Source organism: Modicisalibacter sp. 'Wilcox' (assembly GCF_010993675.1).
GTDB lineage: Bacteria > Pseudomonadota > Gammaproteobacteria > Pseudomonadales > Halomonadaceae > Modicisalibacter > Modicisalibacter tunisiensis.
Window position 1 is genome coordinate 68045 of record NZ_WNXF01000010.1, and the last position, 22113, is coordinate 90157.

Below are 22113 nucleotides of genomic sequence, written 5' to 3' on the forward strand. Positions count from 1 at the left end.
AACGATTCTCAGTTCACCCCGGTACGCCAAAAGTACGGCTTGTTTCTGACATTTATCTAATGCTCTCCTATGCTTAACGCGTACTGGTTGGTCAGGCCGGCCCCGGCACTCACCCGTGTCGTGGCAGTGCGGCCCGCCGACCGTTCATGGTCCGGACGAGGGAGTGTATGAGCCAGGACGCCGCTTCGAGCATCGCGCAGCACTGGGCCGTGGCCCTGTTCGTCATTGCCGTCTTTGGTCTGTGCGTCTTCATGATGGGCGCCTCCAGCCTGCTGGGTGGTCGCAGCAAGGGGCGCAGCAAATCCCTGCCTTTCGAGTCCGGCATCATCGGTGCCGGCAGTGCTCGCCAGCGTTTTTCCGTCAAGTTCTACCTGGTCGCGATGCTGTTCGTGATCTTCGATATCGAGGCCGTGTTCCTGTTCGCCTGGGCCGTGTCGGTTCGCGAGGTGGGCTGGGCCGGCTTCGCCGGTGCGGCGGTGTTCATCGCCATCCTGCTGGCCGGTCTGGTCTACGACAGCCGCGTGGGGGCCCTGGAGTGGGCACCCAAGCGCAAGATGCGCGACCCCGGCTCCTGAGTCGCCGGCCGCTGCGGTCGGGTCCGGCACCCTCACGCCGCCCCGACCGCCCAAGATGCAGTACGTAGTCGCATAACGTTCGCTGGAGGAATCGCATGCCCTATACCCTGACGCGTGCAGAAGACGCTGTGGCAGCGGACGCCCGCTATCCGCTCGGTGAGCGCCAGCGCCTCGAGGACGACCCGATGAAGCAGCAGGTGCATCGCAATGTCTTCATGGGCAAGCTCGACGAGGTCCTCAACGCGACGGTCAACTGGGGGCGCAAGAACTCCCTGTGGCCCTATAACTTCGGGCTCTCCTGCTGCTACGTGGAGATGACCACGGCCTTCACCGCGCCCCACGACATCGCCCGCTTCGGCTCGGAGGTGATTCGCGCCTCCCCGCGCCAGGCCGACTTCATGGTCATTGCCGGCACCTGCTTCATCAAGATGGCGCCGGTGATCCAGCAGCTCTACGACCAGATGCTCGAGCCCAAGTGGGTGATCTCGATGGGCTCTTGCGCCAACTCGGGCGGCATGTACGACATCTACTCGGTGGTGCAGGGCGTCGACAAGTTCCTGCCGGTGGATGTGTACGTGCCGGGCTGCCCGCCGCGTCCCGAGGCTTTCCTGCAGGGGTTGCAGCTGCTGCAGGACTCGATCCAGGAGGAGCGTCGCCCGCTGTCCTGGGTGGTCGGTGACCAGGGCGTCTACCGCGCCGAGATGCCCTCGCAGCGCGAGAAGCACCGCGACCGGCGCATCCAGGCCACCGAGCTGCGCACGCCCGACAGCATCTGACACCGCGACCGTTTTTCTTTCGCCGCAGGAGTTTGCCGACGCTCATGAGCGCTGACACACCGACCCCCGATCACGCGGCCGCCGGCGCCGCCGCCGACCCGATCGTCGGCGCGCTCCGCCAGCGCCTCGGCGATCACGCCGTCCTCGAGCAGGCCACGCTCACCGGCATGCCGGTGGTGTGGATCCCCCGCGAGTCGCTCACCGAGGTGCTCAAGTTCCTGCGCGACATGCCCGAGCCGTTCGAGATGCTCTACGACCTGTCGGCGATCGACGAGCGGCTGCGCGCCAACCGCCGCGGCCTGCCGGCGTCGGACTTCACGGTCTTCTATCACCTGATGTCGATCTCACGGAACCGCGACGTGATGCTCAAGGTGGCGCTCGCCGAGAGTGACCTGAAGATCCCCAGCGTGGTTTCGCTCTACCCCAACGCCAACTGGTACGAGCGCGAGGTGTGGGACATGTTCGGCATCGATTTCGCCGGCCACCCCCACCTGACGCGCCTGCTCATGCCGCCGACCTGGAAGGGCCACCCGCTGCGCAAGGACCATGGCGCCCGGGCCACCGAGTTCGACCCCTACACGCTCACCGTCGAGGGCCAGGACGTGGAGCAGAAGGCGTTGCAGTTCCAGCCCGAGGACTGGGGCATGCGACGCACCAACGACGACACCGAGTTCATGTTTCTCAACCTCGGCCCCAACCACCCGTCGGCGCACGGCGCGTTTCGCATCGTGCTGCAGCTCGACGGCGAGGAGGTCGTCGACTGCGTGCCGGACATCGGCTATCACCACCGCGGCGCCGAGAAGATGGCCGAGCGCCAGTCCTGGCACAGCTTCATCCCCTACACCGACCGCATCGATTACACCGGCGGGGTGATGAACAACCTGCCCTATATCCTCGCGGTGGAGAAGCTCGCCGGCATCGAGGTGACCGAGCGGGCCATGACCATCCGGGTAATGATGGCCGAGATGTTCCGCATCACCAGCCACCTGCTGTTCCTGGGCACCTACCTGCAGGACCTGGGGGCGATGACCCCGGTGTTCTTCACCTTCACCGACCGCCAGAAGGGCTACGAGGTGATCGAGGCGATCACCGGCTTCCGCATGCACCCGGCATGGTTCCGCATCGGCGGCACGGCCATGGATCTGCCCAAGGGCTGGGACACCCTGGTCCAGGGGTTCCTCGACTGGATGCCCAAGCGGCTCGTCGAGTACGAGCGGGCGATGATGGAGAACGCCATCGTCCGCGAGCGCACCCGTCACATCGCCGCCTATACCACCCGCGAGGCCCTGGCCTGGGGCGTCACCGGCCCCAACCTGCGCGCCACCGGCTGCGACTTCGATCTGCGCAAGAAGCGCCCCTACGGCGGCTACGAGAACTTCGACTTCGAGGTGCCGCTGGGCAGCAACGGTGACGTCTTCGACCGCGGCCAGATCCGCATCGAGGAGATGCGCCAGAGCCTGCGCATCATCCAGCAGTGCGTCGACTACATGCCCGCCGGCGATTACAAGGCCGACCACCCGCTGACCACGCCGCCGCCGCGCGAGAAGATGCTCCAGCACATCGAGACGCTGATCACCCACTTCCTGCAGGTCTCCTGGGGGCCGGTACTCAAGCCCAACGAGTCGCTGCAGATGATCGAGGCGACCAAGGGCATCAACAGTTACTACCTGACCAGTGACGGCAACACCATGAGCTATCGCACGCGCATTCGCACACCGAGTTTCCCGCACCTGCAGCAGATTCCGGCGGTGATGCGTGGCGGCTTCGTGCCCGACCTGATCGCCCATCTGGGGAGTATCGACTTCGTCATGGCCGACGTGGATCGCTGAACATGAACGACACCGCACGCACCATCGCCCGCGACGGCTTCGTCATCGAGCCCGAGGACCGTCGCGCCATCGAGCACGAACGCGACCACTACGAGCAGCCCCAGGCGGCCTGCATCGAGGCGCTCAAGATCGTCCAGCGCCGCCACGGCTGGGTGCCCGACGCGGCGATCCCGGCGATCGCCGAGGTACTCGGCGTGGGGCCCGCCGACGTCGAGGGCGTGGCGACCTTCTACAGCCTGATCTTCCGCCAGCCGGTGGGGCGCCACGTGATCCTGGTCTGCGACAGCAGCTCGTGCTTTCTCAACGACTACGAGGAACTGCGCGACGCGCTGTCGGCCGAGCTCGGCATCGGCTTCGGCCAGACCACCGCCGACGGCCGCTTCACGCTGCTGCCGGTGTGCTGCCTGGGGGCCTGCGATCGCGGCCCGACGCTGATGATCGACGACTGCACCTACGGCCCCGTCGCCCCCGGCGACGTGGCCGACCTGCTGGAGGGCTTCGCATGAGCGTGACGCGCTATCACAGCCAGCTTCGCCAGAGCGCCGCCGAGCGTCGTGCCGAGACGCACCCGCTGACCTGGCGGCTGCGCGACGACGGCGCCCGGATCGGGCTCGACGAGTACGTCGGCAAGGACGGCTACGCCGCCGTGCGCGAGGTGCTCAACCGGCAGTCCCCCGACGACGTGGTCGCCACCATGAAGGAGGCCAACGTGCGCGGGCGTGGCGGCGCGGGCTTCTCGGCGGGCATGAAGTGGAGCCTGACCATGAAGGGGGGCAGCATTCCGCGCGGCTACCTGGTGTGCAACGCCGACGAGATGGAGCCCGGCACCTTCAAGGATCGCCTGCTGCTCGAGCAGCAGCCGCACCTGCTGATCGAGGGCATGATCCTCGGCGCCTACGCCAACCACTCCCGCTACGGCTACATCTTCCTGCGCGGCGAGTACGTCGAGGCCGCCCGCGCCGTGCAGCAGGCCCTCGACGAGGCCCGCGGCGCCGGCTGGCTGGGCGACGACATCGCCGGCAGCGGCTTCGACTTCGACATCGCCCTGCACACCGGTGCCGGGCGCTACATCTGCGGCGAGGAGACCGCGCTGATCAGCTCGCTCGAGGGCAAGCGCGCCAACCCGCGGGCCAAGCCGCCGTTTCCGGGCCAGTCCGGCGCCTGGGGCAAGCCCACCGTGGTCAACAACGTCGAGACCTTCTGCAACGCCCCGGCGGTGATGGCCCACGGCGCCCAGTGGTACCAGGATCTCTCCGGCGAGCTGAGCAACGACGGCGGCACCAAGCTGTTCGGCGTCTCGGGCAAGGTCGAGCGCACCGGCCTGTGGGAGCTGCCGATCGGCACCCCGGCCAGCGAGCTGCTCGAGCGCGCCGGCGGCCTGCGCGACGGCAAGGCGCTGAAGACCTGGCTGCCCGGCGGCGGGAGTACCGGCTTCCTGCTGCCCGAGCATCTCGACTCGGCTCTCGACTTCGACACCATCGGCAAGCTGGGCAGCCGCCTGGGCACCGGGCTGCTGACGGTGGTCAACGAGGACCAGAGCGTGCTGTCGCTGGTGCGCAACCTGGAGCAGTTCTTCGCCCGCGAGTCCTGCGGCTGGTGCACGCCCTGCCGCGACGGCCTGCCGTGGACGGTGAAGATCCTCCAGGCGCTGGAGCGCGGCGAGGGCGAGCGCGGCGATGTCGAGCTGCTCGACAAGCTGGCCGACGACCTGGGGCCGGGCAAGACCTTCTGCGCCCACGCCCCGGGGGCGGCGATGCCGCTGCAGTCGGCGCTGAAGTACTTCCGCGGCGAGTTCGAGCGCGGCGTGACGCATCCGCCGCGCACCGCGCACGCCGACCCCATCCCGGTGGGTCAGGTATGAGGCGTTACCGGCATCGATCCATTCACTGCGAGGCGAGGTAAGGGCATGGCGACGATTCACGTGGACGGGCAGCGCTACGACGTGGACGGGGCGGACAACCTGCTGGACGCCTGCCTGTCGCTGGGCCTCGACGTGCCCTACTTCTGCTGGCACCCGGCGATGGGCAGCGTCGGCGCCTGCCGCCAGTGCGCGGTCAAGCAGTACCAGGACGAGAACGACACCCGCGGCAAGCTGGTGATGTCGTGCATGACGCCGGCCTCCGACGGCTCCTGGATCTCGATCGACGACGACGAGGCCCGCGAGTTCCGCGCCAGCGTCATCGAGTGGCTGATGATCAACCACCCGCACGACTGCCCGGTCTGCGAGGAGGGCGGCCACTGCCACCTGCAGGACATGACGGTGATGACCGGTCACGACCGGCGCCGCTACCGCTTTCGCAAGCGCACCCACCGCAACCAGTACCTGGGGCCGTTCATCGCCCACGAGATGAACCGCTGCATCACCTGCTACCGCTGCGTGCGCTTCTACCGGGACTACGCCGGCGGCACCGACCTGGGCGCCTTCGGGGCCAACGACAACATCTACTTCGGCCGCCACCAGGAGGGCGTGCTGGAGAGTCCCTTCTCCGGCAACCTCACCGAGGTCTGCCCGACCGGGGTGTTCACCGACCAGACCCACTCCGAGCGCTACACCCGCAAGTGGGACCTGCAGTTCGCGCCGAGCCTCTGCCACCAGTGCGCGGTGGGCTGCAACATCAGCCCCGGCGAGCGCTACGGCGACATCCGGCGCATCGAGAACCGCTACCACGGCGAGGTCAACCGCTTCTTCCTCTGCGATCGCGGGCGCTTCGGCTACGGCTACGTCAATCGCGACGATCGGCCGCGCCTGCCGGAATGGCGCAGCGACCGGGGCGACGAGCGCGTCACCCTGGAAGTGGATGCCGCCCTGGACCGGGGCGCCGACCGCCTGCGCAGCGCCCGCCGGGTGATCGGCATCGGCTCGCCGCGCGCCAGCCTGGAGAGCAACCACCAGCTGCGCGCGCTGGTCGGCGAGGGCAACTTCTCCACCGGCATCGCCGCCGCCGAGCAGCGCCTGCTGGGGCGCATGCAGACCCTCAACCGCGAGTGCGGCCTGCCCACGCCGACGCTGCGCGACGTCGAGAACCACGATGCCATCCTGATTCTCGGCGAGGACCTGATCGCCAGCGCCGCCCGGGTCGCCCTGTCCGTGCGCCAGGCCGCCCAGGCGCGGCGCGAGGCGCTGGCCGCCGAGCGCGGCATCCCCGCCTGGAACGACGCCGCGGTGCGCACCCTGGGCCAGGACCGCTACCATCCGGTGTTCATCGCCTATCCCGCCGCCACCGAGCTGGACGACATCACCGCGGGCGGCTGGACGCTGGCGCCTGATGACATCGCCCGGCTGGGCTTCGCCGTGGCCCACGAGATCGACGCCGCGGCGCCGGCGGTCGACCATCTCGACGCCGCCACCCGCGAGGCGGCCCGCGAGATCGCCGCCAGCCTGCTGGCCGCCGAGCGGCCGCTGGTGATCAGCGGCGGCTCGCTGGGCTCGGAAGCCATCGTCGAAGCCGCCGGCAATGTGGCCCGGGCGCTGGCCCGCCGGGCGTGCCGGGGCAGCCTGATGCTGGTGCGGCGCGAGGCCAACAGCACCGGGCTGGCGCTGATGGGCGGCGCGCCGCTGGAATGGGCGCTCGACGAACTCGAGAGCCGGCGCGCCGACGCCGTGGTGATCCTGGAGAACGATCTCCATCAGCGGTTGCCGAGTGCGCGCATCGAGACGGCGCTGGATGCCGCGGAGACCGTGGTGGTGCTCGATCACCAGCGCACCGCCACCTGGGAGCGGGCCCACCTGGGCCTGCCGGCGGCGGCCTTCACCGAAGCCGACGGCACCCTGGTCAGCCTCGAGGGGCGCGCCCAGCGCTTCTTCCAGGTCTTCGACCCGGCCTACATGCGCCCGGAGACGCGCATCCGCGAGAGCTGGCGCTGGCTGCACGTGCTGCGGGCCGACGTGCTGCGCCACGACGTCGGCGACATCGCCCTGGATGCGGTGACCCGCGACTGCGCCCGCCACTATCCCGACCTGGCCGCCATCATCGATGCCGCGCCGGGGGCCGACTACCGGGTCCGCGGGCTCAAGCTGGCCCGCGAGCCGCAGCGCTACAGCGGTCGCACCGCCATGCGCGCGCACATCAACGTCAGCGAGCCGCGTGCCCCGCAGGACCCGGATTCGGCCTTCACCTTCTCGATGGAGGGCTACAACGGCTTCGACCGGCCCCGCGAGGAGGTCGCCTTCGCCTGGGCGCCGGGCTGGAACTCGCCCCAGGCCTGGAACAAGTTCACCGACGAGGTCGGCGGCCATCTGCGCGCCGGCGACCCGGGGGTGCGCCTGCTGGCGCCGCGTCCCGGCGGCTATCGCTATGCCGACGCCATCCCCGCGGTCCATCGCTCCGCAGAGGCTGAATGGAAGGTGGTGGTACTGCCGCGGCTGTTCGGCGGCGACGAGACCTCGGCCCGCGCCGCACCGATCCAGACCCGGGCGGGTGCCCCGGTCGTGAGGCTGGCGGCCGATGACGCCGCCCGGCTGGGCGTGAGCGACGGCCAGCCGCTGCGCGTCGCGGGCGAGCACGGTGCACTCGTGCTGCCGGTGCGCTGCGAGGCGCGCTGGCCCGCGGGCACCATCGGGGTACCCGCGGGGATCGAGCCGTGGCCGGCTGGCGGTGAAGCGGTGACTCTGGCCGTGGCCGCAACGCAAGCCAACGAGGAGGGGCGCGCATGAACTGGTTGTCGGAGCCCGTCGCCGCCAGCCTGATCGCCATGCTCCAGGCGCTGGTGATCCTGCTGGGCGCGGTACTGCTGGGGGCGGTGATGACGGTGGTCGAGCGCCGCCTGCTGGGGCTGTGGCAGGACCGCTACGGCCCCAACCGGGTCGGGCCCTTCGGCTCGCTGCAGCTGATCGCCGACATGATCAAGATCTTCTTCAAGGAAGACTGGATCCCGCCCTTCGCCGACCGCACGCTGTATGTGCTGGCCCCGGGCATCGCCATGGCCTCGCTGCTGCTGTCGTTCATGATCATCCCCATCACTCCCGGCTGGGGCGTGGCCGACTTCAACATCGGGCTGCTGTTCTTCCTCGCCCTGGCCGGCATCAACGTCTACGCGGTGCTGTTCGGCGGCTGGGCGAGCGGCAACAAGTACGCTCTGCTCGGCGCCATGCGCGCCTCGGCGCAGACGCTCTCCTACGAGGTGTTCATGGGGCTGGCGCTGATGGGCGTGGTGGCCATGGCCGGCTCGTTCAACATGCGCGAGATCGTCAACGCCCAGGAGGGGCTGTGGTTCGTGGTGCCGCAGTTCTTCGGTTTCTGCACCTTCCTGATCGCCGGCATCGCGGTGACCCACCGCCACCCCTTCGACCAGCCCGAGGCCGAGCAGGAGCTCGCCGACGGCTACCACGTCGAGTACTCGAGCATGAAGTTCGGCATGTTCTTTATCGGCGAGTACGTGGGCATGGTGCTGGTCTCGGCGCTGATCGTCACGCTGTTCTTCGGCGGCTGGCACGGGCCCTGGCTGCCACCGATCGTCTGGTTCTCCCTCAAGACGGCGGCCTTCCTGGTGCTGTTCGTGCTGCTGCGCGCCTCGCTGCCGCGACCGCGCTACGACCGGGTGATGAGCTTCGGCTGGAAGGTCTGTCTGCCGCTGACCCTGATCAATCTGCTGGTGACCGGGGCGGTGATCCTGATCGCCGACCCGCTGTGACCGAGGAGCAACCGCGATGTTGATGAACGTGCTCAAAGGAACCGTTTCCCAGCTGCGCACGATCGGCATGGTCTTCATGCACAGCTTCCGCAAGCGGGAGACGCTCAACTACCCCGAGGAGCCGGTGCCGCTACCGCCGCGCTACCGGGGGCGCATCGTGCTGACCCGCGATCCGGACGGCGAGGAGCGCTGCGTGGCCTGCAACCTGTGCGCGGTAGCTTGCCCGGTGGCCTGCATCTCGCTGCAGAAGGGCGAGCGCGAGGACGGCCGCTGGTATCCCGAATTCTTCCGCATCAACTTCTCGCGCTGCATCTTCTGCGGCATGTGCGAGGAGGCCTGCCCGACCTCGGCGATCCAGCTCACCCCGGACTTCGAGATGGGCGAGTACCGGCGCCAGGAACTGGTCTACGAGAAGTCGGATCTGCTGATCAACGGCCCCGGCAAGGACCATGACTATCACTTCTACAAGGTCTCGGGGCTGGCGATTGCCGGCAAGGACAAGGGCAAGGCGCGCAACGAGGCCGAGCCGATCGACGTCAAGACGCTGCTCCCCTGAACCGTACGCGAAGGGAATGACATGGAAATCGCCTTTTATCTGAGTGCTCTGGTCGCGGTGCTGGCGACCCTCGGCGTGATCACCAACCCCAACCCGGTGCATGCGCTGCTCTACCTGATCATCTCGCTGATCAGCGTGGCCATGGTGTTCTTCGCCCTGGGAGCGCCCTTCGCCGGGGCCCTGGAGGTGATCGTCTACGCCGGGGCGATCATGGTGCTGTTCGTGTTCGTGGTGATGATGCTCAACCTGGGCGAGACGGTGGTCGCCCAGGAGCGTGCCTGGATGCGCCCCCGGGTCTGGCTGGGACCCTCGGTGCTGTCGGGGATCCTGCTGCTGACCCTGATCGCCACGCTGTGGGGCGGCGATCCCGGACGGGTCATCGGCGGCGAGACGCTGACCGCCCGGGCCGTGGGCAGCCTGCTGTTCGGCCCCTGGCTGCTGGTGGTCGAGCTGGCGGCCATGCTGCTGCTGGCGGCGCTGGTCACCGCGTCGCACGTGGGGCGGCTGCCGGAGCCGGACAAGCCCGCCGTCAGTCGTGAATCCGGAGCCCGCAAGGAGGCCTCATGAGCGGTATTCCCATGGAGCATGGCCTGGTGCTGGCCGCGATGCTCTTCACCCTGGGCCTGGCCGGGCTGGTCTGCCGGCGCAACATGGTGTTCGTGCTGATGAGCCTGGAGATCATGCTCAATGCCGCGGCGCTGGCGTTCATCGTCGCCGGTACCGGCTGGGGCAAGCCCGAGGGGCAGGCGATGTTCCTGCTGGTGATTACCCTGGCCGCGGCCGAGGCCAGCATCGGCCTGGCGCTGCTGATCCAGCTGCACCATCGCTTCAAGACGCTGGACGTGGATGCGGCCAGCCGCATGAACGGATGAGGAGCCGCCAATGACGTTACTGCCCTGGACCTTCCTGCTACCGCTGGCCGGCACCCTGATCCTGTCGCTGTCGCGGGGCCGCCTCTCGCCGCGCGCCAGCTCGGTGGTCGGCGTGACCAGCGTGGGCCTGGCGGCGCTGGTCGCCGCCTGGGTCGGCTGGCGCTTCCTGGCGTCCGGCGAGACGAGCGTCGACATGACCCTGTGGGCCTGGGTGACGGTCGGCGACTTCCGGCCGACCATCGGGCTGCACCTGGACGGGCTGTCGCTGACGCTCATGGGCATCATCACCGGCGTCGGCTTCCTGATCCACCTGTTCGCCGCCTGGTACATGCAGGACGAGGCCGGGCGACTTCGCTTCTTCGCCTACATGAACCTGTTCGTGTTCAGCATGCTGCTGCTGGTTCTCGGCGACAATGTGCTGCTGCTCTATCTGGGCTGGGAAGGTGTGGGCCTGTGCAGCTATCTGCTGATCGGCTACTACTTCGAGACCGCCGCCAACGGCTGGGCGGCCTTCAAGGCCTTCATCATCACCCGGCTGGGTGACGTCTTTCTGGCGATCGGGCTGTTCCTGCTGTTCCGCGAGCTGGGCACGCTGGACATCACCGAGATCCTCGCCCGGGCCCCCGACGTGTGGGCCGAGGGGGCCTGGCAGGCGCAGGTCGCGTCACTGCTGATCCTTGGCGGGGCGCTGGGCAAGTCGGCGCAACTGCCGCTGCACACCTGGCTGGCCGACGCCATGGCCGGCCCGACCCCGGTCTCGGCGCTGATCCACGCCGCCACCATGGTCACTGCGGGGGTCTACCTGATCGCCCGCCTGCATGGCGTCTTCGAGCTGGCCCCGGCGGTACTCTATCTGGTCGGCGTGATCGGTGCGCTGACCCTGCTGATTGCCGGCTTCGCCGCCCTGGCGCAGACCGATATCAAGCGCGTGCTGGCCTACTCGACGATGAGCCAGATCGGCTACATGTTCCTGGCGCTGGGCGTCGGTGCCTACGACGCGGCGATCTTCCACCTGATGACCCACGCCTTCTTCAAGGCGCTGCTGTTCCTCTCCGCCGGCTCGGTGATCGTCTGCACCCACCACGAGCAGGACATGCGCCGGCTGGGCGGGCTGTGGCGCAAGTTGCCGCTCACCTATGCGGGCTTCGTGATCGGCGGGGCGGCGCTGTCGGCACTGCCGCTGGTGTCGGCCGGGTTCTTCAGCAAGGACGAGATCCTCTGGCAGGAGCTGGCCTCAGGCCATGGCGGGCTGATGCTGGCCGGGCTGGTCGGCGCCTTCCTCACTTCGCTGTACACGCTGCGCCTGATCATCGGTACCTTCCACGGCGAGCCGGGCAGCGACAACGCCCGCCATGCCGAGCCGGGGCGCGGGCCGGTCCACGGCCTGCCGCTGGTGGTGCTGGCGGTGCTCTCCACCTTCATCGGGGCATGGATCCACCCGCCGCTCGAGGGCGTGCTGCCGGCCGGCCCCGGGGCCGATGCCCACGGCGCCGGCCATACCGTGCTGGGCGTCGTCGCGGCGCTGGTGTCGCTGGGCGGGCTGGTCGTCGCCGCCTGGCTGTTCCTGCGGCGCCAGCGCTGGCTGGCCGAGCGCGTGGCCGGCGGCTGGGAGGCGCGCCTGTGGTGGTTCTGGAATCAGGCCTGGGGCTTCGACATCGCCTACGACTGGCTGTTCGTGCGGCCCTATCGCGTGCTGGTCCGGCTGCTGCGCAGCGACTTCATCGACCGTGCCCTGCTGCTGCCGGCCTGGCTCTCGTGGGCGCTGCATCGCGGCCTGAGCCTGACCCAGTCCGGCAAGCTGCGGCTCTACGCCACCACCATGGCGGCCGGGGCGACACTGATTCTGCTGGTACTGGTGCTGGGGGGATGACGATGCCATCGGTCCGCGCGCGCGGGACAACGCCGCTGATGTTTCAACGACAGGGAATCCACCGCTTATGACGCTGCTCTGGCTGATCCTGATCCCCTTCATCGGGGGCCTGCTGTGCTGGCAGGCCGAACGCTTCGGCTCCATGCCCCCGCGCTGGATCGCCCTGGGGACGATGCTGATCGAATTGCTGATCACGCTGGGGCTGTGGTTCCAGGGGGAATACCACCTGGCCAACGCCGGCACGGCCAGCGAGGCGTTGCGCTGGTCGATGGAGTGGCGCGTGCCGTGGATCCCGCGCTTCGGTATCGACGTGCACCTGGCCCTCGACGGCCTGTCGCTGGTGCTGATCGCCCTGACCGGTTTCCTGGGCATGCTCGCCGTGCTGTGTTCGTGGAACGAGATCGTCAAGCGGGTCGGCTTCTTCCACCTCAACCTGTTGTGGATTCTCGGCGGCGTGGTCGGCGTCTTCCTGGCCATCGACCTGTTCCTGTTCTTCTTCTTCTGGGAAATGATGCTGGTGCCGATGTACTTCCTGATCGCGCTGTGGGGGCACAGCGGCTCGGAAGGGCGGACCCGCATCCGCGCGGCGACCAAGTTCTTCATCTACACCCAGGCCAGCGGGCTGCTGATGCTGGTGTCGATCCTGGGCCTGGTGTTCGTCCACCATGCCAATACCGGCGAGTATTCCTTCGACTACGCCACCCTGATGCAGACTTCGCTGTCGGAGAGCACGGCGATGTGGCTGATGCTGGGCTTCTTCGTCGCCTTCGCCGTCAAGCTGCCGGTGGTGCCGGTCCACGGCTGGCTGCCCGACGCCCACGCCCAGGCGCCCACCGCGGGCAGCGTCGACCTGGCGGGGATTCTGCTCAAGACCGCGGCCTACGGCATGCTGCGCTTCGCCCTGCCGCTGTTCCCCGAGGCGTCCCAGGCGTTCGCCCCGGTGGCGATGACCCTGGGGGTGATCGGCATCTTCTACGGCGCGATCCTGGCCTGCGGCCAGCAGGACATGAAGCGGCTGATCGCCTACACCAGCATCGCCCACATGGGCTTCGTGCTGATCGGCATCTACGCCGGTACCGAGCTGGCGCTGCAGGGCGTGGTGGTGATGATGGTGGCCCACGCCTTCTCGGCAGCCGGGCTGTTCATCCTGAGCGGCCAGCTCTACGAGCGCCTGAACACGCGCGACATGCGCCAGATGGGCGGGCTCTGGGGGCGCCTGGGCAGCCTGCCGGGCTTCTCGCTGTGCTTTGTCGCCGCCTCGCTGGGCATGCCGGGCACCGCCAACTTCCTCGGCGAGTTCCTGATCCTGTTCGGCAGCTTCCCGGTGGCGCCCGGTTTCGTGGTGGTGGCCAGTTTCGGCTTCGTGCTGGCGGCCGTCTATTCGCTGCTGCTGATGCAGCGCGTGTACTTCGGCCCGGCCCAGGGTGAAGGCGTGTTCGCCGACCTGGATCGGCGCGAATACCTGATGATGCTGTCGCTGGTGGGCCTGGTGCTGCTGTTCGGGCTCTATCCCCAGCCCCTGCTGGATACCACGGGCGCGGCCATGGGTGAGGTGCAGCGCCTGTTCGGTGTCGTTTCACAGTCGACCACTCTTCTGCTGACGGGGGCCCCATGACGTTGACCGCGACGCAATTGCTGGCGCTGATGCCGCTGATCCTGGTCTGCGCCACGGCCATCGGGGTGATGCTGGCGATCGCCTGGCGGCGCCATCACACCGGCATCGCCACCTTCACCGCGGCAGGGCTCAACCTGGCCCTGCTGGCGCTGATCGGTGTGTGGTTCATGGCGCCGCTGACCACGCCGCTGCTGGCCATCGACGGGCTGGCGCTGTTCTCGGCGGCGCTGATCCTGGTCGCGGCCCTGGCCTGCACGACCCTGGCACACGCCTACCTGGCCCACTACGGCGGCCCGCGCGAGGAGTTCTACCTGCTGCTGCTGTGCGCCACGGCGGGTGGGCTGGTGCTGTCGGCCAGCACCCACCTGGCGACGCTGTTCTTCGGCCTGGAGCTGGTGTCGATGCCGCTCTACGGCATGCTCGCCTACACCTACCGGGAGCGTCGCTCGCTCGAGGCCGGCGTGAAGTATCTGGTGCTGTCGGCGGCGGCGACCGCCTTCCTGCTGTTCGGCATGGCGCTGCTGTTCGCCGAGACCGGCCACCTGGACTTTGCCGGTCTGGTCTCCGGGCTCGGCGACGACGTCGGCGTCTGGGGGCTGGCGGGAGCCGCGATGATGCTCATCGGCCTGGGCTTCAAGCTCTCGGTGGTGCCCTTCCACATGTGGACGCCGGACGTCTACGAGGGCGGCCCGGGGCCGGCCGCCACCTTCTTGGCCACGGCCAGCAAGGTGGCGGTGTTCACCGTGCTGCTGCGCCTGGTGATGGCCTCGCCGGCCTTCCAGGCCAGTGCCCTGCACGAGGTGCTGGCGGTACTGGCCGTGCTCACCATGCTGGTGGGCAACCTGCTGGCGGTGACCCAGTCCAACCTCAAGCGCCTGCTGGGCTATTCGTCGATCGCCCACTTCGGCTACCTGCTGACCGCGCTGGTGATCGGCGACGGCCTGTCCGTCGAGGCCACCGGGGTCTATCTGGTCACCTACATGCTCACCACCCTGGGCGCCTTCGGCGTGGTGACGCTGATCTCGAGCCCCTACGGCGGCTCGGACGCGGCGGCGCTGCACCACTATCGCGGGCTGTTCTGGCGGCGACCCTACCTGACGGCGGTGCTGACGATCACCATGCTGTCGATGGCGGGCATCCCCTTCACCGCCGGCTTCATCGGCAAGTTCTACATCGTCGCGCTGGGCGTCGAGGCCGGTCGCTGGTGGCTGGTCGGTGCGGTGATCGCGGGCAGCGCCATCGGCCTGTTCTACTACCTGCGGGTGATGGTCACCCTGTACCTGGCCGAGGCCGGCATGCAGCGTCGCGACGCCCCCGAGGACTGGGCGGTCCAGGCCGGCGGGCTGATGGTGCTGGTCGTGGCGGTACTGGTGATCGTGCTGGGGATCTATCCGGCGCCGATGATCGATGGCGTACGGGTGGTCAGCGCCATGATGCTGGGCTGACCGGGTGACGAGGGCCCCGCGCCGGCCGGCGCGGGGCACTCGGTCCGGCACCTACTTGAACTGCGCCGGCAGCCAGGTGGCCAGCTCGGGAATGAAGGTCAGTGCGACGAGCATGGCGATCTGCAGCACGATGAACGGGATCACGCCGCGATAGATCGCCGTGGTGGGCACCGATTCCGGGGCCACGCCACGCAGGTAGAACAGCGCGAAGCCGAAGGGCGGCGTCAGGAAGGAAGTCTGCAGGTTGATGGCGATCATGATGCCCAGCCACACGGGATCGAGCCCCATGGCCAGCAGCACCGGGCCGACGATCGGTACCACCACGAAGGTGATCTCGATGAAGTCGAGGATAAACCCCAGGAAGAAGATCACCAGCATGACGATGAGCGTCGCGCCCACCACGCCGCCGGGCATGTTGTTGAAGATGTCCTTGACCAGCGCCTCGCCGCCGTAGGCGCGGAAGACCAGCGAGAACAGCGCCGCGCCCACCAGGATCAAGAACACCATGGTGGTGACGTGGGTGGTCGAACGCACCACATCGGTGAGCGTGGCGCGGTCCAGCTTGCGGTAGGCCAGCGCCAGTACCAGCGCACCGAAGGCGCCCACCGCCGAGGCCTCGGTGGGCGTGGCGAAGCCACCAAGGATCGAGCCGAGCACGGCGACGATCAGCGCCATCGGCGGCACCAGCCCCTTGAGCAGCAGGGTCCACAGGCTGCCGTTGTGGCCCAGTTCCGCCATCAGCTCGCGGCGATCGGCCGGCGGGGCGGACTCGGGCTTGAGCCAGGCGATGAACGCCACGTAGGCGATGTACAGCACGACCAGGATCATCCCGGGGATCAGCGCGCCGATGAACAGGTCGCCGACCGAGACGGTCTTGGGGCTCCAGATGCCCATCGACAGCTGGGCCTGCTGGTAGGCGGAGGAGAGCACGTCGCCGAGCAGCACCAGGGCGATTGACGGCGGGATGATCTGACCCAGGGTACCGGTGGCGCAGATCGTCCCGGTGGCCAGCGACTGGCTGTAGCCGCGCTTGAGCATGGTCGGCAGTGACAGCAGGCCCATGGTTACCACGGTGGCACCGACGATGCCGGTGGAGGCGGCCAGCAGCATGCCGACGATGGTCACCGAAATGCCCAGGCCGCCACGCAGCGAGCCGAACAGCAGCGCCATGGCGTCGAGCAGGGTCTCGGCGACCTTGGACTTTTCCAGCAGCACCCCCATCAGCACGAACAGCGGCACGGCGAGCAGCGTCTGGTTGGTCATGGTGCCGTAGAGGCGATTGGGGAAGGCCGACAGGAAGCTGGCATCGAAGTTGGCATCGATGCCCAGCGACTGCAAACCCATGCCGAGCCCGGCGAAGGCCAGCGACGTCCCGGCCAGCGTCAGGGCGACCGGAAAGCCGGCCATCAGCACGATACAGATCAGCGCGAAGAGCACCAGCGGCATGAACTCCAGCATCAGACGCGCTCCTCGGTGTGATCGTGTCCTTCCTGCGGCGGCAGCCGGCCGCCGATGATCAGGCTCTTGCGGATGACCTCGCCGATGCCCTGCAGGATCATCAGGCCGGCGAACAGCGGAATGAGCGTCTTGAGCAGGAAGACCCCGGGGATGCCGCCGGTGTCCGGCGAGCCCTCGAGAATCGCCCAGGACTTGCCCACGTAGCCCAGGCTGGTGGCGATCACGAACACCATGAACGGCAGCAGCAGCAGCAGGGTGCCGAGCAGGTCGACCCAGGCCTGCTTTCGCGGCGAGAAGGTGCGATAGAAGATATCCACCCGTACGTGCCCGTCATGTTTGAGCGTGTAGCCGGCGGCGAGCAGGAAGAGGGTGGCGTGCATGTACATCACCGACTCCTGCATGGGAATGCTGTTGAAATTGAAGAGATAGCGCAGCACGACTATCAGGAACTGGATCAGCATCATGGCCATGACCAGCCAGGCGAGCGCCTTGCCCAGCCGTTCGGTGATGGCGTCGATCCAGGCCAGGGGGGCTGGCAGGGATGGACCTCGATTCATGAAACCCTCGCTTGCGTGGCGTTGTTTGTCGGTTGCTGTCGTATCGACACGCCGGCCGCCAACTTTAGCGGCGGCGTGACGGCCACGCCGGAGCGCCGGAACGCCGGAACGCCGCTCAGAGTGACCGGGGGCAGGGGCGGCGGCAATGGGTCATTGGTCTGACGGGATGCCCACCGCCTGCTGACAACGCGGCGGCAGGTGGATGTCGACGGCCAGGGGGAGGTGATCGGAGAACAGCTGGTCGAGGACCTGCAGGTTGTCCGCCTCCAGCGACGACGACAGCAGGATATGGTCCAGTGCCCGGCGTGGCTGCCAGGAAGGATAACTCAATAACGTGCGCACCGGGCGCAGTGGCAGGGCGCTGCAGAAGCGCGAGTGGCTGTGGAGCTGCTCGGGGGTGCAGTTCAAGTCGCCCATCACCACCACGTGGTGGAGCGGCGCGACCAGCTCGCTAAGGTAGTCGAGCTGGCGCACCCGGCCGCGATGGCTGAGTGCCAGGTGGGCGATGAAGATGTGCAGGGCATCCGGGCCGTCGCCGTAGCGGGCGTGCAGGGCGCCGCGTCCGGGCAGGGTGCCCGGCAGGCGGTGCTCCTCGATGCGGGCGGGCGCCAGGCGCGACAGCAGGCCGTTGCTGTGCTGGGCGAAGCGGCCCAGGTTGCGGTTGAGCTGCTGGTAGTGATGGGGGAAGCCGGCGTGCTGCGCCAGGTAGTCCACCTGATTGACGTTGCCCGAGCGAAAGCTGCCGCCATCGGCCTCCTGCAGGCCGACGATGTCATAGCCCTTGAGCACCTCGCTCATCAGGTCGAGCCGGCGCTGACGCCGGGGGTGAGGCAGCAGGTGCTGCCAGCTGCGCGTCAGGTAGTGATGATAGGCCGACGTCGAGATGCCCACCTGCAGGTTGAAGGTCAGCAGGCGCAGCGTCGCGGTGGGGCTGGCGTGGAAGGCGTGCACCTGTGTCATGGCTTGGCGGTCATTTCCAGACTCCCGATTGGGCGGGCGCCGGAAACGCCCACCTCGTTTGCCGGTCGCGCAAGAAGCCCTTACTGGCGGCGTTGCTCGCGAACCTTGTCGATCAGCGCGTCGGCGACCCTGGGCATGTTTTCCAGGCTCCCGGCGGACTGCGGCGTGACGACGTAGTGGCCGTCGACGATCAGCGCCGGCACGCCCATGATCTGGTAGCCGCGCATCCGCGCATGGGCCTGGTTGAGCTCGCTCTTCACGCCGAAGGAGTCGAGCGCCTTGAGCGCCTCGTCCTTGGTGACGCCGTAGTGGCTGAAGAACTCGGCCACCTTCTCCGGGTCGGTCAGGTGCCGGCCGTCCTTGTGGATGGCGTCGAAGAAGTCGTCGTGGACCTTGTCGAGGATGCCCAGCGACTTGGCGGCATAGAAGGCGCGGGCATGGGCCGTCCAGGTGTCGCCCATGGTGGCCGGCACGCGCATGAAGGTGACATCGTCGGGCAGCTCGGCGACCCAGGCGTTGAGCGGCTTCTCGAAGGCGTAGCAGTGCGGGCAGCCGTACCAGAAGACCTCGGTCACCTCGATCTGGCCGTCGGGCACCGAGGTTTCCACCGGCGTGTCGAGCACCTTGTAGTCCTCGCCGGCCACCGGGGGCGCGGCCATGACCAGCGCGGAAAAGCCCAGGCCGGCGACGGCCGCGATCCACTGTTTCAACATGCGCCCACTCTCCTTTCGATGATGGCAATGGCTCTAAAGGTATCAGATTCGTCGGCGTGTTGGAGTCGTCGCGGGCGCGGAGGTTCCGGCGATGGCCTTGGCGGGCCGGGTGCGAGGCTCACAGCCGCCGGAGGGAGTGCTACAATCGCCGGTCCAGTCGATTTCCGCCCAGCCCGACGAGGCAAGCCGTGACCCGTCTCAACTACCAGACCGCCCGTTTCATGACCAGCGCGCCGACGCTGGGCCAGTGCCCGGCCGACCAGGGCCGCGAGGTGGCCTTCGCCGGCCGCTCCAACGCCGGCAAGTCGAGTGCCATCAATACGCTATCCCGACAGAAGGCGCTGGCCCGGACCTCCCGGACGCCGGGGCGCACCCAGCTGATCAACTTCTTCAGCCTTGCCGGCGACGAGGCCTGCCGGCTGGTCGACCTGCCGGGGTACGGCTATGCCAAGGTGCCGGAAGCGGTCAAGCGCGAGTGGCAGCGCCACCTGGCCGACTACCTGCAGCGGCGCGGTTCATTGCAGGGCGTGGTGCTGCTGATGGACGTGCGCCACCCGCTTAGCGAGTTCGACGAGATGATGCTGGGCTGGGCCGACGAGCAGGACATGCCGGTGCACATCCTGCTGACCAAGGCCGACAAGCTCAAGCCCGGCGCGGCGAAGAACGCACTGGCCAAGGTGCGCTCGCAGCTGCGCGAGTGGGAGGACCTGGTCAGCATCCAGCTGTTCTCGTCGCTCAAGCGCCAGGGACTGGATACCCTGGAGGCCCGGCTCGACGCCTGGCTGCTCGACGCCGTCGAAACCTGAGAGCGGGATACGCCGGCGCCCGGGCAGACGGGCGCCGGAAAAGCCGCGTCGTCAGCCTTCCAGTCTTTCCAGCAACGCCGGCAGCTCGCGGATATGCCCCAGGCGATACACGCCCTCGGGCAGCGCCGCCGGACGCTCGTCATCCTTGTCGATCCAGGCCACCCGCATGCCCAGCCGCCGCGCCGGCAGCACGTCCTCGCGCCAGGAATCGCCGACATGCAGGCCCTGCGAGGGCGGCACCGGGCCGAGTCGCGCCAGCGCGGCGAGAAAGGGGCGGGCGTCGGGCTTGGGCGCCAGGCTCTCGCCGGCATTGATGATTACCGGAAAATGACGGCCGATCGCCAGGCGCGTGAGATCCACGTTGCCGTTGGTGATCGCGCCGAGCCGATAGCGTTGCCCCAGCGCGTCGAGCATCGCCGGCACCTCCTCGAACACCTCGATCTCGTGGCGCAGGGCCAGCATCCGCTCGATGGCGGCCTCGGCCCAGTGCGCCGCGTCGGCCGCCTCCAGCCCGAACTCGACAAGCATCTCGCGCAGCGTCTCGCGACGCACCCAGGTGAAGTCGCCACGGCGCACGGGGTGGCGCGCGGCGAAGGCCAGCCGGCGGCGCTGGTACTCCTCCAGCGGGAAATGCCCGGCATGGCCGACGCGCTCGTGCAGCCAGTCGTAGTGGCCGGTTTCAGTGCGCGCCATGACCGGCGCGTTGTCCCAGAAGGTATCGTCCAGGTCGAAGGTCAGGGCGGTGATGGGGCGCATCGGCGGGGCTCCTTGCGGAATCAGTCCGGCTGTTGGTCGTCGGCATCCGGCGTGCGCCGGCGCGCTCGGGGGTGGGCGGCATCGTAGACGCCGGCCAGGTGCTGCCAGTCCAGCCGGGTATAGATCTGGGTGGTCGACAGGTTGGCGTGACCGAGCAGTTCCTGAACGGCCCGCAGGTCCTGGCTGGACTCGAGCAGATGGCTGGCGAACGAGTGGCGCAAGCGGTGCGGGTGCAGGTGTTCCGGCAGACCGCGTTCGACGGCGAGCCGCGACAGGCGCTGCTGGATGGCGCGGTGCCCCAGGCGGGCGCCGCGGCGGCCGACGAACAGCGCCGGTTCGCCGGCCGCCGCCAGGGCCGGGCGGGCTGCCAGCCACGCGTCCAGGGCCTGGGCGGCGCGCTGGCCCACCGGCACCTGACGGGGCTTGGCGCCCTTGCCGAGCACGCGCACGCGATGCGCGGCAAGGTGGTCGAGATCGAGACCGGCCAGCTCGGCCAGGCGCAGGCCGCTGGAGTAGAACAGCTCGCACATCGCCTGGTCGCGGCAGGCCAGCGGCGAGCCATCATGCGGGGTGTCGAGGAAACGCGACAGCTGATCGACGTCCAGCGGCTTGGGCAGGGATGCGGGGGCGCGGGGCGTGCGCGTCAGGCGGACCGGGTCGTGGGGCAGTACACCCTGATCGTGCAGGCTGCGGGTAAAGCGCGACAGGGCCGCCCGGCGCCGGGCCAGGCTGCGCGGCGCCAGGCCGCGGACGCGTTCCCGGCCCAGAAAGCGGCGGATCTGGTCACGGTCCAGCTCGTCCCAGCCGGTGAGCCCGGCCTCGCGGACGAAGGCGGTCAGCGCCGCCAGGTCGCGCCGGTAGGCGTCCACCGTGGCCGGGCTGGCCTCCCGCGCCAGGGCCTGCAGGAAGCCCTCGACGGCGGCGTCCAGGTCGTCAGTCGGGGCGGGCATGGGCCACCATCAGGCGCGCGACGACCTCGCCGAGATACTCGGTGAACAGGGTGTCCAGGCTGGCGCGGAAGTGCTCGGCGTCATGGCTGGCGAGGATCAGGTAACCCTGCGGCTCGCCCAGCGTCAGCCGGGTGACGGCACAGGAGCCGGCCTGCGAGGGCGGGTCGACGTGCGGCAGCAGGCGCTTCCAGTCGGTGCGCGAGAGGCGCCGGCAGCGGCTGGCCCGTCCGTCGAGCAGCGCCGCCAGGCGGGCGCCGCTGGCCTCGTCGAGCACGAAGCGCGGCGGCTGCGGCGGTGCGGGGTCACAGTCGGTGAGCGAGGGGGCGCACCACAGCGCCACGGCCTGGGTGCGGAAGCGCTCGGCCAGCTGGGTGGCCAGGGTCTCGCCCAGGGCATCGCTGTCCTCGGCCTCGAGCAGCGCCAGGATCAGCTCGCGGGTCCGCCGGTACTGCGACTCGTTGTGGCGGGCCGAGTCGAGCAGCTGCTCGAGATGGCGCTCGGCACCCTCGGCCCGCTCGCGCAGGTCGTGCACCAGCCGCTGGAGCAGCGAGACGGCGCCGTGACGGGCGTCCGGGTGCGGCACCTTGAGCTGCTGCAGCAGGCCCTCGCGGCCGATGAAGAAGTCGGGATGGCGGGCCAGCCACTGCGCCACCATCTCGGGGTCGAGGGTCTGCCGGGGTTCGGGCGCTTTCGCGGGAGGCATGGGTGGCGTCCTCGTCAGTTACGCGGAAATCAGGGCGTGGC

The 22113-nt window shown here is 68.8% G+C and carries 21 protein-coding genes; 14 read left to right on the forward strand and 7 right to left on the reverse strand.

Annotation, left to right across the window (positions count from 1 at the left end; translation table 11 throughout):
- Nucleotides 1-167 precede the first annotated feature (167 nt).
- The 13 genes from ndhC to nuoN all read left to right on the forward strand — a co-directional run bounded on the left by ndhC (nucleotide 168) and on the right by nuoN (nucleotide 15169).
- On the forward strand, nucleotides 168-575 hold the full coding sequence (gene ndhC, locus G7A98_RS10640; protein WP_163649653.1) for an NADH-quinone oxidoreductase subunit A: 408 nt from the start codon (nucleotides 168-170) through the stop codon (nucleotides 573-575).
- A gap of 95 nt (nucleotides 576-670) precedes the next feature.
- Nucleotides 671-1351, forward strand: a complete 681-nt coding sequence (locus G7A98_RS10645; protein WP_163649654.1) for an NADH-quinone oxidoreductase subunit B — start codon at nucleotides 671-673, stop codon at nucleotides 1349-1351.
- A 44-nt stretch (nucleotides 1352-1395) separates the two neighbouring features.
- The gene (gene nuoC, locus G7A98_RS10650) at nucleotides 1396-3180 is read left to right on the forward strand and encodes an NADH-quinone oxidoreductase subunit C/D (protein WP_163649655.1); all 1785 of its coding nucleotides are present in this window, start codon (nucleotides 1396-1398) and stop codon (nucleotides 3178-3180) included.
- Nucleotides 3181-3182: 2 nt separating this feature from the next.
- Entirely contained in the window at nucleotides 3183-3686 is a 504-nt protein-coding gene (gene nuoE / locus G7A98_RS10655) for an NADH-quinone oxidoreductase subunit NuoE (RefSeq protein WP_163649656.1), read from the forward strand.
- The gene (gene nuoF, locus G7A98_RS10660) at nucleotides 3683-5041 is read left to right on the forward strand and encodes an NADH-quinone oxidoreductase subunit NuoF (RefSeq protein ID WP_163649657.1); all 1359 of its coding nucleotides are present in this window, start codon (nucleotides 3683-3685) and stop codon (nucleotides 5039-5041) included. The genes nuoE and nuoF overlap by 4 nt, the downstream gene beginning before the upstream one ends.
- Nucleotides 5042-5086: 45 nt before the next feature.
- Nucleotides 5087-7834, forward strand: coding sequence for an NADH-quinone oxidoreductase subunit NuoG (gene nuoG, locus G7A98_RS10665; protein WP_163649658.1), 2748 nt, complete (start codon nucleotides 5087-5089; stop codon nucleotides 7832-7834).
- A complete protein-coding gene (nuoH, locus tag G7A98_RS10670) occupies nucleotides 7831-8811 on the forward strand; it encodes an NADH-quinone oxidoreductase subunit NuoH (RefSeq protein ID WP_163649659.1) in 981 nt (326 codons plus the stop codon). The genes nuoG and nuoH overlap by 4 nt, the downstream gene beginning before the upstream one ends.
- Nucleotides 8812-8827: 16 nt before the next feature.
- Entirely contained in the window at nucleotides 8828-9367 is a 540-nt protein-coding gene (nuoI, locus tag G7A98_RS10675; protein WP_163649660.1) for an NADH-quinone oxidoreductase subunit NuoI, read from the forward strand.
- 21 nt (nucleotides 9368-9388) lie between these two features.
- Nucleotides 9389-9934 (forward strand): NADH-quinone oxidoreductase subunit J, encoded by a 546-nt coding sequence (nuoJ, locus tag G7A98_RS10680; protein ID WP_163649661.1) that lies wholly within the window; start codon nucleotides 9389-9391, stop codon nucleotides 9932-9934.
- Nucleotides 9931-10239, forward strand: a complete 309-nt coding sequence (gene nuoK, locus G7A98_RS10685) for an NADH-quinone oxidoreductase subunit NuoK (RefSeq protein ID WP_163649662.1) — start codon at nucleotides 9931-9933, stop codon at nucleotides 10237-10239. Before nuoJ ends, nuoK begins: the two co-directional genes overlap by 4 nt.
- Nucleotides 10240-10249: 10 nt before the next feature.
- Nucleotides 10250-12109 carry an NADH-quinone oxidoreductase subunit L gene (gene nuoL, locus G7A98_RS10690; protein ID WP_163649663.1) on the forward strand — a complete coding sequence of 620 codons (1860 nt, stop codon included), beginning with the start codon at nucleotides 10250-10252 and terminating at the stop codon, nucleotides 12107-12109.
- Nucleotides 12110-12176: 67 nt separating this feature from the next.
- Nucleotides 12177-13724, forward strand: coding sequence for an NADH-quinone oxidoreductase subunit M (gene nuoM, locus G7A98_RS10695; protein ID WP_163649664.1), 1548 nt, complete (start codon nucleotides 12177-12179; stop codon nucleotides 13722-13724).
- Complete coding sequence (nuoN, locus tag G7A98_RS10700) at nucleotides 13721-15169, forward strand: NADH-quinone oxidoreductase subunit NuoN (protein WP_163649665.1); 1449 nt, start codon at nucleotides 13721-13723, stop codon at nucleotides 15167-15169. The genes nuoM and nuoN overlap by 4 nt, the downstream gene beginning before the upstream one ends.
- Nucleotides 15170-15220: 51 nt before the next feature.
- Here nuoN and G7A98_RS10705 read toward each other — a convergent pair whose 3' ends face one another.
- The 4 genes from G7A98_RS10705 to G7A98_RS10720 all read right to left on the reverse strand — a co-directional run bounded on the left by G7A98_RS10705 (nucleotide 15221) and on the right by G7A98_RS10720 (nucleotide 18857).
- Nucleotides 15221-16627, reverse strand: coding sequence for a TRAP transporter large permease subunit (locus G7A98_RS10705; RefSeq protein ID WP_163649666.1), 1407 nt, complete (start codon nucleotides 16625-16627; stop codon nucleotides 15221-15223).
- Nucleotides 16627-17184, reverse strand: coding sequence for a TRAP transporter small permease subunit (locus G7A98_RS10710; protein ID WP_163649667.1), 558 nt, complete (start codon nucleotides 17182-17184; stop codon nucleotides 16627-16629). The genes G7A98_RS10705 and G7A98_RS10710 overlap by 1 nt, the downstream gene beginning before the upstream one ends.
- Nucleotides 17185-17334: 150 nt before the next feature.
- Entirely contained in the window at nucleotides 17335-18144 is an 810-nt protein-coding gene (locus tag G7A98_RS10715; RefSeq protein WP_163649668.1) for an endonuclease/exonuclease/phosphatase family protein, read from the reverse strand.
- 80 nt (nucleotides 18145-18224) lie between these two features.
- Nucleotides 18225-18857, reverse strand: a complete 633-nt coding sequence (locus G7A98_RS10720; protein WP_163649669.1) for a thiol:disulfide interchange protein DsbA/DsbL — start codon at nucleotides 18855-18857, stop codon at nucleotides 18225-18227.
- 221 nt (nucleotides 18858-19078) lie between these two features.
- Here G7A98_RS10720 and yihA point away from each other — a divergent pair, with 221 nt between their 5' ends.
- Complete coding sequence (yihA, locus tag G7A98_RS10725; RefSeq protein WP_240464737.1) at nucleotides 19079-19663, forward strand: ribosome biogenesis GTP-binding protein YihA/YsxC; 585 nt, start codon at nucleotides 19079-19081, stop codon at nucleotides 19661-19663.
- Nucleotides 19664-19714: 51 nt separating this feature from the next.
- Here the strand turns inward: yihA and G7A98_RS10730 are convergent, their stop codons facing one another.
- From G7A98_RS10730 to G7A98_RS10740, 3 genes are read right to left on the reverse strand one after another with little or no spacing between them, the layout of a single operon-like run.
- Nucleotides 19715-20419, reverse strand: coding sequence for an HAD family hydrolase (locus G7A98_RS10730; RefSeq protein WP_163649671.1), 705 nt, complete (start codon nucleotides 20417-20419; stop codon nucleotides 19715-19717).
- Nucleotides 20420-20439: 20 nt separating this feature from the next.
- Complete coding sequence (locus G7A98_RS10735) at nucleotides 20440-21369, reverse strand: tyrosine recombinase XerC (RefSeq protein WP_163649672.1); 930 nt, start codon at nucleotides 21367-21369, stop codon at nucleotides 20440-20442.
- The gene (locus tag G7A98_RS10740; RefSeq protein ID WP_163649673.1) at nucleotides 21353-22072 is read right to left on the reverse strand and encodes a DUF484 family protein; all 720 of its coding nucleotides are present in this window, start codon (nucleotides 22070-22072) and stop codon (nucleotides 21353-21355) included. Before G7A98_RS10740 ends, G7A98_RS10735 begins: the two co-directional genes overlap by 17 nt.
- Nucleotides 22073-22113 lie beyond the last annotated feature (41 nt).

What these genes read in the sequence shown, in the direction of transcription:
- ndhC (WP_163649653.1), top strand. Translation starts at nt 168, where the DNA reads ATGAGCCAGGACGCCGCTTCGAGCATCGCGCAGCACTGGGCCGTGGCC.
- G7A98_RS10645 (WP_163649654.1), top strand. Translation starts at nt 671, where the DNA reads ATGCCCTATACCCTGACGCGTGCAGAAGACGCTGTGGCAGCGGACGCC.
- nuoC (WP_163649655.1), top strand. Translation starts at nt 1,396, where the DNA reads ATGAGCGCTGACACACCGACCCCCGATCACGCGGCCGCCGGCGCCGCC.
- nuoE (WP_163649656.1), top strand. Translation starts at nt 3,183, where the DNA reads ATGAACGACACCGCACGCACCATCGCCCGCGACGGCTTCGTCATCGAG.
- nuoF (WP_163649657.1), top strand. Translation starts at nt 3,683, where the DNA reads ATGAGCGTGACGCGCTATCACAGCCAGCTTCGCCAGAGCGCCGCCGAG.
- nuoG (WP_163649658.1), top strand. Translation starts at nt 5,087, where the DNA reads ATGGCGACGATTCACGTGGACGGGCAGCGCTACGACGTGGACGGGGCG.
- nuoH (WP_163649659.1), top strand. Translation starts at nt 7,831, where the DNA reads ATGAACTGGTTGTCGGAGCCCGTCGCCGCCAGCCTGATCGCCATGCTC.
- nuoI (WP_163649660.1), top strand. Translation starts at nt 8,828, where the DNA reads ATGTTGATGAACGTGCTCAAAGGAACCGTTTCCCAGCTGCGCACGATC.
- nuoJ (WP_163649661.1), top strand. Translation starts at nt 9,389, where the DNA reads ATGGAAATCGCCTTTTATCTGAGTGCTCTGGTCGCGGTGCTGGCGACC.
- nuoK (WP_163649662.1), top strand. Translation starts at nt 9,931, where the DNA reads ATGAGCGGTATTCCCATGGAGCATGGCCTGGTGCTGGCCGCGATGCTC.
- nuoL (WP_163649663.1), top strand. Translation starts at nt 10,250, where the DNA reads ATGACGTTACTGCCCTGGACCTTCCTGCTACCGCTGGCCGGCACCCTG.
- nuoM (WP_163649664.1), top strand. Translation starts at nt 12,177, where the DNA reads ATGACGCTGCTCTGGCTGATCCTGATCCCCTTCATCGGGGGCCTGCTG.
- nuoN (WP_163649665.1), top strand. Translation starts at nt 13,721, where the DNA reads ATGACGTTGACCGCGACGCAATTGCTGGCGCTGATGCCGCTGATCCTG.
- G7A98_RS10705 (WP_163649666.1), bottom strand. Translation starts at nt 16,627, where the DNA reads ATGCTGGAGTTCATGCCGCTGGTGCTCTTCGCGCTGATCTGTATCGTG.
- G7A98_RS10710 (WP_163649667.1), bottom strand. Translation starts at nt 17,184, where the DNA reads ATGAATCGAGGTCCATCCCTGCCAGCCCCCCTGGCCTGGATCGACGCC.
- G7A98_RS10715 (WP_163649668.1), bottom strand. Translation starts at nt 18,144, where the DNA reads ATGACACAGGTGCACGCCTTCCACGCCAGCCCCACCGCGACGCTGCGC.
- G7A98_RS10720 (WP_163649669.1), bottom strand. Translation starts at nt 18,857, where the DNA reads ATGTTGAAACAGTGGATCGCGGCCGTCGCCGGCCTGGGCTTTTCCGCG.
- yihA (WP_240464737.1), top strand. Translation starts at nt 19,079, where the DNA reads ATGACCAGCGCGCCGACGCTGGGCCAGTGCCCGGCCGACCAGGGCCGC.
- G7A98_RS10730 (WP_163649671.1), bottom strand. Translation starts at nt 20,419, where the DNA reads ATGCGCCCCATCACCGCCCTGACCTTCGACCTGGACGATACCTTCTGG.
- G7A98_RS10735 (WP_163649672.1), bottom strand. Translation starts at nt 21,369, where the DNA reads ATGCCCGCCCCGACTGACGACCTGGACGCCGCCGTCGAGGGCTTCCTG.
- G7A98_RS10740 (WP_163649673.1), bottom strand. Translation starts at nt 22,072, where the DNA reads ATGCCTCCCGCGAAAGCGCCCGAACCCCGGCAGACCCTCGACCCCGAG.